9 protein-coding genes, 1 tRNA gene and 1 pseudogene are annotated in these 14674 nt (G+C 62.3%); 3 read left to right on the top strand and 8 right to left on the bottom strand.

From position 1 onward, the window contains the following. Window positions 1–69: 69 nt before the first annotated feature. Window positions 70–1500 carry a hypothetical protein gene (locus FGU64_RS22725; RefSeq protein ID WP_139955142.1) on the bottom strand — a complete coding sequence of 477 codons (1431 nt, stop codon included), beginning with the start codon at window positions 1498–1500 and terminating at the stop codon, window positions 70–72. Window positions 1501–1701: 201 nt separating this feature from the next. Further along, a pseudogene (locus tag FGU64_RS22720) lies at window positions 1702–2468 on the bottom strand (IS5 family transposase). Window positions 2469–2928: 460 nt separating this feature from the next. Between FGU64_RS22720 and FGU64_RS22715 the strand changes: the two are divergent. Then, window positions 2929–3005, top strand: a tRNA-Pro gene (locus FGU64_RS22715). 117 nt (window positions 3006–3122) lie between these two features. Here FGU64_RS22715 and FGU64_RS22710 read toward each other — a convergent pair. From FGU64_RS22710 to FGU64_RS22695, 4 genes are all read right to left on the bottom strand, one after another. Next, window positions 3123–4742, bottom strand: coding sequence for an ABC transporter ATP-binding protein (locus FGU64_RS22710; RefSeq protein WP_139955141.1), 1620 nt, complete (start codon window positions 4740–4742; stop codon window positions 3123–3125). 1 nt (window position 4743) lies between these two features. Further along, window positions 4744–5868, bottom strand: coding sequence for an ABC transporter permease subunit (locus FGU64_RS22705; RefSeq protein ID WP_139955140.1), 1125 nt, complete (start codon window positions 5866–5868; stop codon window positions 4744–4746). After that, complete coding sequence (locus FGU64_RS22700; RefSeq protein WP_139955139.1) at window positions 5861–6784, bottom strand: ABC transporter permease subunit; 924 nt, start codon at window positions 6782–6784, stop codon at window positions 5861–5863. The genes FGU64_RS22705 and FGU64_RS22700 overlap by 8 nt, the downstream gene beginning before the upstream one ends. Window positions 6785–6846: 62 nt before the next feature. After that, window positions 6847–8439: a peptide ABC transporter substrate-binding protein gene (locus FGU64_RS22695; RefSeq protein ID WP_136357855.1), complete on the bottom strand. Its 1593-nt coding sequence runs from the start codon at window positions 8437–8439 to the stop codon at window positions 6847–6849. A gap of 189 nt (window positions 8440–8628) precedes the next feature. Here FGU64_RS22695 and FGU64_RS22690 point away from each other — a divergent pair, with 189 nt between their 5' ends. Then, entirely contained in the window at window positions 8629–9174 is a 546-nt protein-coding gene (locus tag FGU64_RS22690) for a TadE/TadG family type IV pilus assembly protein (RefSeq protein WP_348639779.1), read from the top strand. After that, window positions 9174–10946: a TadG family pilus assembly protein gene (locus tag FGU64_RS22685; RefSeq protein WP_139955138.1), complete on the top strand. Its 1773-nt coding sequence runs from the start codon at window positions 9174–9176 to the stop codon at window positions 10944–10946. The genes FGU64_RS22690 and FGU64_RS22685 overlap by 1 nt, the downstream gene beginning before the upstream one ends. 15 nt (window positions 10947–10961) lie before the next feature. Here the strand turns inward: FGU64_RS22685 and FGU64_RS22680 are convergent, their stop codons facing one another. Together FGU64_RS22680 and glgX are read right to left on the bottom strand one after the other, a co-directional pair. Then, window positions 10962–12593, bottom strand: a complete 1632-nt coding sequence (locus tag FGU64_RS22680; RefSeq protein ID WP_139955137.1) for an alpha-glucosidase family protein — start codon at window positions 12591–12593, stop codon at window positions 10962–10964. Between the two features lie 14 nt (window positions 12594–12607). Further along, the gene (gene glgX / locus FGU64_RS22675; RefSeq protein WP_139955136.1) at window positions 12608–14602 is read right to left on the bottom strand and encodes a glycogen debranching protein GlgX; all 1995 of its coding nucleotides are present in this window, start codon (window positions 14600–14602) and stop codon (window positions 12608–12610) included. Window positions 14603–14674: the final 72 nt, after the last annotated feature.

Raw genomic sequence — 14674 nt, 5'->3', positions numbered from 1 at the left:
TCGGTCGCAGTTCTACCGAAGCAAGTCACGGGGATGCGCAAGAAGCTCGGCCGCCAGGGCCAACACGAACTACAAAATGAGTGGCGATGGGCTTACCGGAATCGTGGACTCATTAGCCGGTGGGTGGCGGCGGAGTTGCACTCTCCATAACAACGCGGCGGCCACGATTGGAACTGGCGAGAACTTCATGAGATCAACGACCAAGGTCAACATTTCCTTTTCCGTATAGAGCAACTTTTCCATCAGGAAAAACGCCAAAACGGCAGCGCCGGCACTCGTTGTTGACCGCAATACCGCGTCTGTCCACCCAAGGGCCGTCCCCATCAGAACGCCAGCCAGAATGAATCCGACGAACGAAAAATTCGCGAATGCGTCGGTCAAAATTGACGACGGAGCGTCAGCAATCCGTTTGTCGAGATAATGGTTCGCGATATAGACCTTGGGATTGGTGCGGAGTTGCTTCTTGATCTCCAGGTACTTATCGCGGTCCATAACATAATAATAATAGAGGCTGAGCGGCTCGACCCAGAACGCTCCGTATCCGAAGCCGGTGGAAAAAGCGGGACGAGTGATAGCGGAAATCAGGCCAAGGCTATTCAGCCGCTGATCCCAAGGTCTCTTTTCCGAATCCAGAACCCGCTTTGCAGATTCATCCTGATTTAGGTCGCCCGAGGTACCATTCTTAGGACCAGCCTGAATCTGAGCCATAATGTCAGTAACCACGCTGCCTTTGCAGAGATGCGGATCGGCGACCGCGCGGTGATAGATATCCATTGCGGTCAGAGTTGGATCAAGAACCGTTGGGTGGACGCAACCAGCAATAGAGATTTCATCTCGCATGTTTCGAGTTACCCGGAAGCTATAGGCGGAAAACGCCACAACCGCGGCAATAGCAACGACCAGATATGATCTCCTCCATTTCGTGGCATCCCAAGCATAACCGAGTGCAATCGATATTCCAAAAAACAAGATCGCGCTTTGAAAGCGATTGTTTGCAATAACAAAGGCGGAATACAGAGCGAAAATGGCAAGCCAAACCAATATCGCATAGATGCGGACAAATGGCCGAAGGCGGACGGTCACCAGCAACAGGATTGTTGCACAAAGCAATGTGGTGGCGTTTTCCATAAATGAGCGATGGATAACCAATTCATAGATAGGCATCGCAAGACTGCGCTCGACAAGCCCCTCAAAGCCAACGCGACGAAAAAAAAGGCCGCTCTTAAGCGTCACATATGTGAACAGTCCCGCATAGAAGAACGAACCAGATATGAAAAGCATAACGGGGATAGTTGGGTCGATTGGCTGCCGAACTTCAGGAACGTGAGCGCGAGGTCGAACCCATTCCGCCACGGCAATCCCAATGGCAATAAAAAGGATCAGGGAGGCCGCCGCTAATCCCACATAGAGCGCGATGTCATCGTTGTGACGGATTGAGTAGATGAGCGGGAAAACCACAGTGATCAAGGTCGCTATCGCCATGTAGGCGATCAGGACCATGCGGCGAAACACGAAGGACGTAATTATTTTCAATTCTCGACCGTCACTTGGGCATTTTAATATCTATTTAGACCTTACGCTCTCGATTTCATAATATGGAATCTTGTTATTATGCAATACATATTATCATATACAACTTTGAAAGTTAAAATATGTAGAAATCTACAAAAAATAACTATCATTCTCCAATCTGCTACGATTCTAGCGCTCGTGGACAAAGGGTATCCATAGTTTGACTGCTGCGATGGCGACGAAGCCGAGGTAGGATTCCTTTGTCTTGTCATAACGGGTGGCGATGCGCCGCCAGTTCTTGAGCTTGTTGAAGAGGCGCTCGATCTGGTTGCGCCATTTGTACTTGGCTTTGTCGTGGAGGATGGGCTCGCGCCGGTTGCTTTTCGAGGGAATGACAGCCTCAACGTTGGCGCTGGAGATCTCTTCGCGGATTGCATCGGCGTCATAACCCTTGTCGGCGAGGAATGCCTCGATCCGATCGGAGATCATCCGGAACAACGGCGCGAAGCCTTGTGTGTCGTGCGTTTGCCCAGGCGTCAGGACGAAGCCGAGTGGCCGCCCCTTCGCATCGCACCGTGCATGGAGCTTGGTGGTGAAGCCGCCGCGCGATCGGCCAAGCGCCTCGGTCTCCTGAGTCCCCTTTTTATGCCGATCGCACAATGATGTGCCCGGACAATGGTGCTGTCGATCATGTCGGCGCTTCGATCCCGCTCGACCATCTCCGCCAGCGTTTCGAGCATCGCTTCGAACACGCCGGTCTCGACCCATCGCCGATATCGGCGGAAGACGCTGTTCCACTTGCCGTATTCGTCAGGCAGATGTCGCCATTGCGCTCCGGTGCGCGCCATCCACATCATGCCTTCGAAATAGCGCCGGTTGTCCTGCGCAGGGCGGCAACCGCGTCCTCGTTCGGCAGGAAGAAGCGGGCCGATCAGCGCCCATTCCTCGTCCGTCAAACCAATCCGTTCGCCCAAGGCTCCCTCCAAATGGAAGCCTTGAATCAAAACCGGATTCCGCAGTCAACCTTTGTCCACGAGCGCTAGCACATTCCCGCTCTTCTCGAAACACAGACAAATTCAACCAGTTGACATCAACCATCACTCCAAAGAGAGGACATCCGGTGAATGCGGACGATCCCGCAGGCGCGGTGACGTGCGACATCAGCTTTGGTGTAGCCGCAACGGATCGAAGCCCCCAGTCCATCCCGTAACCCCATACGGATCGGCAGGTCCGTTCCCATAGCCAACCCCGACTAACCGACTATATCGCCCGATGGCAGAAGTGGAAGGGCTGAAGATGAAGAATGACCGTCATCTTTTATCAGCGCTACCGGGCAAGCCGCAAATTGCGCCATGATCGTCGCCATTGGTGCTTGCAGGAAAGCAACACGGCAGCTATAAGCCCGCCGTCTGGCCACGGAGTGTAGCGCAGTCTGGTAGCGCACCTCGTTCGGGACGAGGGGGTCGCAGGTTCAAATCCTGCCACTCCGACCAGACTGAAAGCCGCCCTTGAGGCGGCTTTTTCTTTGACAAGTCAGCGCGTTAAAACGTCATCCTGAGAAAGGAATACAGAACGCGTGGCGTGTCACGCACCCGTGTGGAACTTCCCCTTCACGCGCTGGCGCGAAAGCGCGTCGAGTCGATGGCTGCGGCCATCAAGGTCTGCGTGTAGGCGTCCTGCGGATGATCGAAGATCGCCTCCGTCGGCCCTTCCTCGACGATCTTTCCCTGCCGCATGACGATGATGTAGTCGGCCATGGCGCGCACCACCGAGAGATCGTGGCTGATGAACAGATAGGACAGGTCGTGCTCCGCCTGAAGCTGGCGCAGCAGGTCGACGATCTGCTTCTGCACCGAGCGGTCGAGCGCCGAGGTCGGCTCGTCGAGCACCACCACCTTGGGCTTCAGGATCATGGCACGGGCGATGGCGATCCGCTGGCGCTGGCCGCCGGAGAATTCGTGCGGATAGCGGTTGCGAGCATTGGGATCGATACCGACCTCGCGCAAGGCTTCAACAGCCCGCTGGTCGCGCTGCTTGCCTGAAAGCTCAGGCTCGTGGACCAGCAGTCCTTCGGTGACGACCTGGCCGACTGTCATGCGCGGCGACAGCGAACCGAACGGGTCCTGGAAGACCAGTTGCAGTTCGCGCCGCAGCGGCCGCATCGCCTGCCGGTCGGCATGGGAAATATCCTTGTCGTCGAAGCGGATGACGCCGTCGCTGGGCAGCAGCCTGAGCAGAGCACGGCCAAGGGTCGATTTGCCCGAGCCCGACTCCCCGACGATACCGATGGTCTGTCTGCGCTTCAGTCGCACAGAGATGCGGTCGACGGCCCTGAGCAGCATCGGCTCGCCGGCCAGGAAGCCCCCGCCGATGCGGAACGTCACCTCGACGTTGCGGCCTTCCAGAAGCACTGGCGCATTGGGCGGCGGAGGATCCTTGCTGCCCGTCGGTTCGGCCGCAAGAAGCATCTTGGTGTAGTCGTGCTTGGGTGCTGAAAACAGCGCCTCGGTCTCCCCTTCCTCCACCACCTCGCCGGAGCGCATGACGTAGACGCGATCAGCGAAGCGGCGCACGATGCCGAGATCGTGGGTGATGAAGACGATCGCCATGCCAAGCTTCTGCTGCAGTTCCGCCAGCAGGGTCAGGATTTCGCCCTGGATGGTGACGTCGAGCGCGGTCGTCGGCTCGTCGGCGATCAGGATATCGGGATCGTTGGCGAGCGCCATCGCGATCATGACGCGCTGCCGTTGGCCGCCAGACATCTCGTAGGGATAGGATTTCATCCGCCGCTCGGGATCGGGAATCCGAACAAGGCGCAGAAGCTTGAGCGCTTCCTTGCGCGCCTCGGCGGCGCCCAGCCCGCGATGGCGGCGGATCGGCTCGATGAGCTGATTGCCGATGGTGTAGAGTGGATCGAGCGAGGTCATCGGCTCCTGGAAGATCATGCTGATCTTCGAGCCGCGCACCTTGTTGAGGTCGGACTTGCCGAGCTCCAGAAGATTGCGGCCGCGATAGTCGACCGTCCCGCTGGCCTCACCGTTGGAGGCGAGAAGGCGCATGGCAGCCATCATGGTCTGGCTCTTGCCCGAGCCGGATTCGCCCACGACGGCGACAGTCTCGCCGGCGCCGACATGGATGTCGATACCCTTCACCGCCTCGACCGTGCCGTCGAGGGTTCGGAAGCGGACCCGAAGGCCGCGGACATCGAGGATCGTTTCGCGTCCCGTCATCTCAGCGATCCTTCGGGTCAAGCGCGTCGCGCAGGCCGTCGCCGACGAAGTTCAGCGCGAACAGCGTCGAGACGAGGAAGAAGGCCGGGAACAGAAGCAGCCAGTTGGCGGTGCCGATGTTCTTGGCGCCGGTCGAGATCAGCACACCCCAGCTCGTCATCGGTTCCTGCACACCGAGGCCGAGGAACGACAGGAAGCTTTCCAGGATGATGACCTGCGGCACCAGCAGCGTCATATAGATAACCACCGGGCCGAGCAGGTTGGGGATGACATGGCGCGAAAGGATGCCGCGCGCGCCGACGCCCAGCGCTTCCGCCGCCTGGACATATTCCTGCCTTCGGATCGACAGCGCCTGCCCGCGCACGATGCGCGCCATATCGAGCCACAGAACCGCGCCGACGGCGAGGAACATCAGCACGAAGTTTCGTCCGAAGAAGACGACCAGCATGATGACGAAGAAGATGAAGGGCAGCGAATAGAGCACGTCAACGATGCGCATCATCACCTCGTCGACCTTGCCGCCGATGAATCCGGCAGTCGAGCCGTAGAGGACTCCGATGACGACGGCGACGACGCCGGCCAAAAGGCCGATCGACAGCGATATGCGTCCCGCCATCAAGGTGCGGGACAGCAGGTCGCGGCCGACATTGTCGGTGCCGAAGAAGAAATACTGCTGCCTGACGGCGGCGCTGAACATCATTTCCAGCCCGTCATTCGATTTAGCTTCCACCTTGGCGTCGTCGAAAGTGTCGGAGCGGTCGATGTAGCGCAGGTAGCGCTCATCGATCGGCCGGGTCGCGGTGACGGTGACGACGGCGCGGCTGTCCTCCAGCTTCCAATCCTTCAGATCGACGCGCATGCGCTTCAGCACGTCGTCCAGCGCGCCCTGCACCATCTCCGCCTTCGGATAGGCGGAGAAGCTCGGCGGCGTTCGCACATAGTCGGAATAGATGGTGGTGTAGTTGTGCGGCACGAACCAGGGGCCGGCTATGCACACGATCCCCATCAGGACGAGATAGCACAGGCTGACCATGGCGGCGCGGTTCGCCTTCAGGCGCGCCCAGGCATCGCCCCAGAGCGATCGGCCGACGATGGCAGCGGGAGCGGCGGCGGCGACCTCAGTCATAGCGCACCCTCGGATCGACCACAGCATACATGATGTCGACGATGAGGTTGAAGACGATGGTGAAGATGGCGATCACCACAACCGTGCCCATCACCAGCGTGTAGTCGCGGTTCAGCGCCGCATCGACGAAATAGCGCCCGACACCGGGAATGGCGAAGATCGTCTCGACGATGATGGAGCCGGTCAGAAGTGCTGCGGCGGCCGGCCCGGTGAAGGAGACAATCGGCAGGACGGCGCCGCGCAGCGCGTGCTTGACGACCACCGACCAGTCGGAAAGGCCGAGCGCGCGGGCGGTGCGGATATGGTGCGAGTGCAGCGATTCGATCATCGAGCCGCGCATCAGGCGCGCGACGATGGCGATCTGCGGCAAGGCGAGCGTGAGCACCGGCCCGATCTTGTTGACGAACGCCCCGTCTCCCCAGCCGCCGATCGGCAACAGCCTCCATGTCAGGCCGAAGACGAGCTGGATGATCGGCGCGATGACGAAGGTCGGAATGGTGGAACCGGCGGTGGCCAGCGCGATCACCGAATAGTCGCCCGCCTTGTTCTGGTTCAGCGCCGCCACGGTGCCGAGCAGCGAACCGAGCAGCAAAGCAAGGACGAGCGCGGACGCACCGAGCTGGATCGAAATCGGCAGGCCCTTGGCGAAAAGTTCGCCGACGGTGAAATCGGGCAGGTTGTAGCTCGGGCCGAAATCGCCGTGCGCCAGGTTCTTCAGGTAGTGAAGGTATTGCACCCAGAGCGGATCGTTGAGGCCGAACTGGGCTTCCAGGTTGGCCTTGATCTCGGGGCTCAGGCCCCGCTCCTGGTTGAACGGGCCGCCGGGCGCGACCCTGATCAGGAAGAACGCCAGCGTCACGATGACGAATAGCGTCGGTATGGCGGTCAGCAACCGCCGGAACACGTAGAGAAGCACCGTCCCCTCCCCGCTTGAGCAAGGGGCCGCCGCTCCCGACTTGGGAACGGCGGCTGACTAAATCAGTCCTTGCTGATGAAGCGGGACGGATGGACGTCCATCACGTTGTCGACGAAGCCGTGCAGCTTCGGCGAAACGATGTCGTGGTAGCTGTAGTAGAGAAGCGGGATGTTGCCGACATTGTCGACCAGCACACGCTCGGCTTCGGAGAGGTCCTTCATGCGCTCCTGCGGATTGCCGCCGGCAGCGGCGGCCTTGTCCATGGCCTTCTCGAAGTCGGCGTTGTCGAAGTCGGAGTAGTTGTTGCCGCTGGCCTTGCGCGAGATGCCGAGGAAGGTCTCGGGGTCCTTGTAGTCGGCGATCCAGCCGGCGCGGGCGACGTCGTAGTTGCCCTTCTGCTCCAGGAAGCTGTAGTGCGTCTTGGTGTCGGTGTTGAGCAGCGTCACCTCGACGCCGAGCGGCTTCAACTGCTCCTGGATGGCCACGGCAGTGTTCTTGTGGTTCTCCGAGGTGTTGTAGCGGATCTCCATCTTCAGCGGATGCTCGGGCGTGTAGCCGAGCTTCTCGAGAATCTTCTTGGCCTCGTCCTCACGGTCGATCTGCGGCATGTCGGCGTATTTGGCCAGTGCCGGCGTGTAGCCCTCGATGCCGGGAGGCACCATGGAATAGCCGGGCAGCATGGAATTCTGCCAGACCTTCTCGGCGAGGAAGTCGCGGTCGATGGCCATGGAGATGGCGTTGCGCAGCTCGACATTGTCCCACGGCGCCTTGTCGGTCTTGATGGCGTAGTAATAGGTGCCGAGATAGGGACCGACCTTGATCTGGTCGCCGAACTTGGCCTGGAGGTCCGCCAGCTGCTCGGTCGGCAGGTCGTCGTAGCTGTCAAGTTCGCCGGCCTCGAAGCGCTTGATCGCGGAGGCGCGATCCTCGGTCGGGATGTAGTTCACCGTGTCGATCTTGACGGTGTCCGCATCCCAGAACTTCGGGTTCTTGACCAGCTTGATGTGGTCGTTCGGCACCCACTCGGCCAGCGTATAGGCGCCGTTTGAAACCAGCTTGCCAGCCTTGACCCAATCGGCGCCGAGCTTGTCGATGGAGGCCTTGCTGACCGGATAGGTCGCCTGGTGGGTCAGCATTTCGAGGAAATAGGGCGTCGGCGCCTTGAGCGTGACTTCCAGCGTCGTGGCGTCGATCGCCTTGACGCCCATGTCCTCGGGCTTACCCTTCTTGGTGTTGACTTCCTCGGCACCCTTGATCGGGTAGAGCATCGAGGCGTATTCGGCGCCGGTCGCCGGATCTTCCAGCCGGTGGAACGCGTAGACAAAATCTTCCGCGGTCACGGGGCTGCCGTCCGACCACATGCCGTCCTTGCGCAGCTTGAAGGTGTAGACAGTGCCGTCGTCCGAAACCGTCCAGCTTTCGGCCGCACCGGGAATGACGTTCGCCTTCTCATCCTGCATGACGAGGCCCTGGAACAGGTCGCGCAGGACGTTGGCTTCATAGATGGTCGAGGTCTTGTGCGGGTCGAGCGATTCGGGCTCGGCGGCACTGCCGCGATTGTAGACCACATCGGCGAAAGCCGGTGCCTGGAACGCACCGGCCGAAACAGCCAGTGTAGCGGCGAATACGGTCGCCTTGAGCATTGTCTTCAGCATAAAGTTCTCCCTAACGGCGTGCGCCCCTCAAACACGCCTTGCGAGTGTTGACGCCCCGAACCGGTTCACCCGGTTTCGTTGGCGAGCCGTCGGTCCCTGGCCGCGGCTGGTGTCAGGACACTAGACACGACGAAATCTTATTTCAACAGCCTCGTTAGTTGACGCAAGGCAAGCTCACCTCCATCCGCCTTGGTTCTTTCTCACAACCTTATCGATACAACTCAAAATCAATTCCAGGTTGCATTCCCGGTTCAGCCTTCCAACACGCCACCGGCGCATCCTGATATTATGCACAATCCCTTTCTTTACCGCTCCAGTTTCACACGCTTTCGAAACGACAGGACGGCCACGTCGGCCATCGAATTCGCCATACTGTCACCGATTTTCATCCTGATTTTACTCGGAATGGTTGCATATGGAATCTATTTCGGAGCGAGCCATTCGGTCCAGCAGATTGCCGCCGATGCCGCCCGGACCGCGCTGTCCGGCCTGGATCAGAGCGAACGGCAATCGCTGGTGACGGCGTTCGTCCAGCGTAATGCCGCCGGCTATCCGTTCATCGACCCGGGCAACCTCTCGGTCACCGCGCAGGACAGTGCAGCCGATGCCGACCAATTCGTCGTCGCGGTGCAATACGACGCGCGCAACCTACCGATCTGGAACCTGCTCAGCGGCCTGCCCTTGCCCGGCACGACGATCGCCAAGCGCTCGACCATCCGCATCGGGGGTCTGTGATGCATCAGCACTCGATCCTTCGGGATATCCGCCGGTTCGTTTGCGACAGGCGCGCCAACTTCGCCGTCATGACGGCGATCACCGCTCCCCTGGCGATCACCCTGGCAGCCTTCGCCGTCGACGAAGGCTCGCTCTACACCGAACGCCGGGCAGCACAGTCGCTGGTCGACATTGCCGCCATCACCGCCGCCGCCAATATCGGCAATGCCGAAGGGGCCGTGCTTGCGACGCTCGCGGACAACGGCTTGCCGTCCGCCGTCGTGCAGGGCGCAAGTAGCGGCCAGCCCGCGAGCGCCTCCAAGGACGATATACCGATGGCAACTGTCATGCTCGGCCACTATGCGCCGGATCCGGCGGTCGCGGCAGCCAGCCGCTTCGTGCCGGAGGCCCAGCCTTACAATGCAGTGAAGGTGACGCTGCGCAAGAAGGGCACCCTGTTCTTCGGCTCCGCCATCATGGACGCGCCGACGATCTCGACCACCGCCATCGCCAGCACGCGGGCGCAAGCCGCATTTTCCGTCGGATCGCGACTAGCCAAGGTCGACGGCGGTATCCTCAACGCCCTTCTTGGCGGCCTGATCGGCGGAAGCCTCTCGCTCAGCGTCATGGACTACAACGCCTTGGCCGCTGCCGATGTCAGCGCGCTCTCCTTTCTCGACACGCTTGCCGTGCAACAGCACCTGACGGCGGCGACCTATGCGGACGTGCTGCAATCCAAGGCCACGGTCGGGCAGATCGCAACGGCGCTCGCCAATACCAGCGGAGTCGGCCAGGCCGGCAAGCTCGCCTTGCAGGCCATTGCGGCCCGCTCTGCGGTCGATGCGAAAATCCCCCTCAGCAAGGTCATCGACCTCGGCTCGGTCGGCCGCCTCGGGCTCGGCCAGCGGCCGGCGGGCCTGCCGGTCGACGCCAGCGCGCTCGGCCTGCTGACGGCGGCCGCAACGCTGGCGAACGGATCTCATCAGGTCGAAGTCGACCTCGGTGCCACGGTCCCCGGCCTTCTCTCGACCACAGTGGCCGTCGCCATCGGCGAACCGCCGCAATCGTCACCATGGCTGACCGTGGGCGAAGCGGGAACGGTGGTGCGCACCGCCCAGACGCGGCTTCGCCTCAAGGCGACCATCGGCGGCGCCGCCTCCAATCTCGGCGGTGGCATCAAGCTGCTTTCCGTAACGTTGCCTCTCCATGTCGAAGCGGCCTCCGCCGAAGCCCGGCTCGCGGACATTTCCTGCCCGGCCGGCAGACAGGGCAATACGAGGGTTTCCATCGCGGTACGCCCCGGCATCGCTTCATTCAGGCTCGCCGAAAGCGATGCGGCGGGCTTCGCCGATTTCAGCAGGCCGCAATCGTTCCACGACGCGCGGATCGCGGAAGTCAGCCTCAAGCTCCTGTTTCTGACGCTCGACCTTCTGGGCGTTGACGGCTCGGCTTCGGCCGCATCGACCAATACGAGCCCGACCATGCTGACCTTCGACAGCGGTGACATCGCCAACAAGACCGTGAAATCCACCTCGACGCGGAACATCACCGAAACCTTGACCGTGTCGCTGATCAACGACCTGTCCTTGTCGGTCAACGCGCTCGGTCTCGGGCTCGACGTCACCGGACTGCTGGGGACCGTCAAGCCGGCCGTCGTGACGCTGCTCAAGTCGATCACCGAGCCGGTCGATATCCTGCTTGGCAACGTCCTTTCCGCTTTCGGCGTGCGGCTTGGCGAAGCCGACGTGCGCGTCACCGGCGCAACATGTGGGCGCGCGCTGCTGGTTCAGTAGGGCGGGAACAGGCCGCTATACGATCTGGCCGATGAAGGCGCGCAAGCCTGGCAGGGACAGGGTACTCCCCTGCAAGGCCGCTCCATAGCCGGCGTAATCGACGGCTTTGACCGGGCCGAGACCGTCGGGCAGCGGCCAGCGCACAGTCCCCTCAGCGAAATTGAAGGCGCACAGCAACTTCTCGCCCTCCCCTTCGCGGACGAAGGCAAGCACGTCACCGTCGGCATCCAGGAAGCGGATCGCGCCGCGCCCCAGCGCCCGGTGCGCCCTGCGGATGCCGAGCACGGCGCGGTAATGGGTCAGGACCGAATTCACATCCGGGGTCTGGGCATCGACGGCACGCGCGCGCTGCTCGTCGGGCACCGGAAGCCACGGCTTTGCCGTGGAGAAACCGGCGTTGGGCGCATCCTTTTCCCACACCATCGGCGTGCGGCAGCCATCGCGACCCTTATTGCCGGGCCAGAAACGGATGCCGACGGGATCGCGCAGGTCGGCATAGGCGAGCTCCGCCTGCTGAAGCCCCAGTTCCTCGCCCTCGTAGAGGCAGATCGAGCCGCGCAGGCAGCAAAGCAGTTCAATGGCGAACTTGGCGACGGCGACCGGGTCGCCGCCCGGCCGCGTCCAGCGCGTGACGTGGCGCACCACGTCATGGTTGGAAAAAGCCCAGCAGACCCAGCCGTCCGGCGCTTCCCGCTCGAACGCCTCGACGCAGCCGCGCACATGGGCGGCGGAAAAATCCGCGCCGAGCATGTCGAATGTGTAGCACATGTTGAGTTTGTCGCTTCCGCTGGTGTAGGCGGCCAGCGTCTCGAGCGAACGGTCCTCGTCGCCGATCTCGCCGACGGCGGCCCGGTCGCCCGCCTGGTCGAGCACGCCGCGCAGGCGGCGCAGGAAATCGAGATTTTCCGGCTGCGTCTTGTCGAACAGATGCTCCTGAAAAAGATAGGTCGTGTTCTGGCCGTTGGTGCCGGCGACGCTCTCGGCCAGCGGCGGGTTGGAGCGCAGCCAGCGGTCCTGGAAATAGTAGTTCACCGTGTCGAGGCGGATGCCGTCGACGCCGCGATCGAGCCAGAAGCGAACGTCATCGAGCAGCGCGTCCTGCACCGCGCCCTGATGGAAATTCAGCGCCGGCTGGGCGGCGAGGAAATTGTGCAGGTAGTATTGCCGGCGCGTGGCGTCCCACTCCCATGCCGGCCCACCGAACACGGACAGCCAGTTGTTGGGCGCCGTGCCGTCCGGCCGCGCATTGGCCCAGACGTACCAGTCGGCCTTGGCGTTGTCACGGCTGGAGCGGCTTTCGACAAACCAGTCGTGCTTTTCGGACGTGTGCGCCAGGACCTGATCGATGATGACCTTCAAGCCCAGCCGATGCGCCTCGGCGACAAGAGCGTCGAAATCGGCCATCGTGCCGAACATCGGATCGACGGCGCGATAGTCCGACACGTCGTAGCCCATGTCGGCCATCGGCGACCTGAAGAAGGGCGACAGCCAGATGGCGTCGGCGCCGAGCGAGGCGACATGGCCGAGCCGGCGGGTGATGCCGGCGAGATCGCCGCTGCCGTCGCCGGTCGTGTCCTGATAGGAGCGCGGATAAATCTGATAGATGACGCAGCCGCGCCACCATTCGCTTGTCGCCGCCTCTGCCATCGTCGTCTCCTGTCTCACCCGCGCTCGACCATGAAGGCCACCGCCCTGCCCGGCACCGCCGCACCGGGTGCCGGGCCGCCTTCGAGCGCCGCACACCAGCGATAGCCCTCGCGGCCCGGCAAAACGAAGGTCGAGGCGCGCCGGTCACCGTTGACCAACACGGCCAACCGGCCGCCTTCAACGCTGCCGTCTCGCAGGATCATGACAAGGCGATGGCGCGCGGGGTCCTGCCAGGTCACATCATCGAGAGCGGTGCCGGTTTCGGTCAGCCATTCGACGTCCGGGATCTCTTGTCCGCCTTCCGGCCGGCCGGTGAGGAAACGCGTATCCTGCAAAGCCGGCGCCGCACGCCGCAGCGCCGACAGGGCGGCGACGAAATCCTCCAGCGCCGCATCGCGTCCCGCCCAATCCAGCCAGGTCAGGTCATTGTCCTGCGCATAGGCGTTGTTGTTGCCGCGCTGGCTGCGACCGAACTCGTCGCCCGCCGTCAGCATGATGGTGCCGCGCGAGGCGAACAGGGCGGCAAGCAGCGCGCGCATGTCGGCGTCCCGCCGCGCGCGGACGGCGGGATCGGCCGTTTCGCCCTCGACGCCGTCGTTCCAGGAGAAATTCTCGTCGTGGCCGTCGCGATTGTTCTCGCCATTCGCCTCGTTGTGCTTGCCGGCATAAGAAACAAGGTCGGCCAACGTCATGCCGTCATGCGCGGCGACGAAGTTCACCGTGCGGCTGACCGCGCCGTCGCGCTGGAATACGTCGGACGAACCGGCCAACCGCGTCGCCAGTGCGCCCACCGTGCCGGCGTCGCCGCGCCAGAAACGGCGCACGTCGTCGCGAAAGCGGTCGTTCCATTCGAGGAAGGACGGCGGAAAATTGCCGAGCTGGTAGCCGTTGTGGCCGATGTCCCACGGCTCGGCGATCAGGATTCTATCCTGCAAGAGCGGATCGGTGCGCATGGCTTCCAGCAGCGGCGCATCCTTATGAAAGCCGTCAGCGTCTCGGCCGAGGACCGGCGCGAGATCGAAACGGAAACCGTCGATGCCGGCATGGCGCACGAAGTGGCGCAGGCTGTCGAGAATGAGTTGCTGCACGACCGGCCGGTCGCAGGCCAGCGTGTTGCCGGTGCCGGTGTCGTTGACGAGTTTCCCGCCGGCATCGTGCCGGTAGTAGGCTTGCGCATCCAGCCCGCGCAGCGACAGCGTCGGCCCCTGCGCATCGCTCTCGCCCGTATGGTTGAAAACCACGTCCAAAATGGTGCCGATGCCGGCGTCGTGCAGCGCCGAAACCGCCTCGCGAAGATCGGCGAGGCCGCCCGGCGCCAGGCGCGGATCGAGCGCCATGAAGGTGACGGGGTTATAACCCCAGGCGTTCGTCAGGCCGAGCGGCCCCAGATGGCGCTCGTCGATCCAGACCGCGACCGGCATCAGTTCGACGGCTGAGACACCGAGCTTTTTCAGATGGTCGATGACAGTCGGCGCTTTCAACGCGCGCAGCGTGCCGCGATCCTGTTCCGGCACGCCGGGATGGCGGATCGAAAACGCCCTGACCGGCAGTTCGTAGATCAGCCCACCGGGATCGAACAGCGGTGATTGCATCGGTGGCGGTGCAGGCAACGCGCGCGCAATGGCTTTTGGCACCAGCGCGGCCGTATCGCCGCCCTCGCCGCGCCGCGCCGCGAGACGCGCGTCATAGACATAGGGGTGGTCGATCTCGACCGCATAGGGGTCGACCAGAAGTTTGTCGGGATCGAACCACAGGCCCTTTTCGGGGGCGTAAGGTCCATCCGCGCGAAAACCGTAGCGGGTGCCGTCTTTCAGACCCAGTACGGACAGCGCGTGGACGCCCTCGCCTTCGGGCTTCAACTCAAGCCGTGTCTCCCGCGTGCCGTCGAACAGGCAGACCCAGACGCATTCCGCAGCACCCGACCAGACGGCGAAGCAGATACCTTCGGGGGTGACGGTAGCGCCGAGGAGAGAAGCAACTCTCCGATCCTGCGGGTTTGATACCCCCACCCCTACCCCCTCCCCTCAATGGGGAGGGGAATCCTGCCGGCGCTGTCCGGCACGAGTGAAACGAAGGTCCTG

The sequence above is a fragment of the Mesorhizobium sp. 8 genome, assembly GCF_006351905.1.
Lineage (GTDB): Bacteria > Pseudomonadota > Alphaproteobacteria > Rhizobiales > Rhizobiaceae > Mesorhizobium > Mesorhizobium composti.
This window is presented reverse-complemented; position numbering and strand designations above follow the sequence as displayed.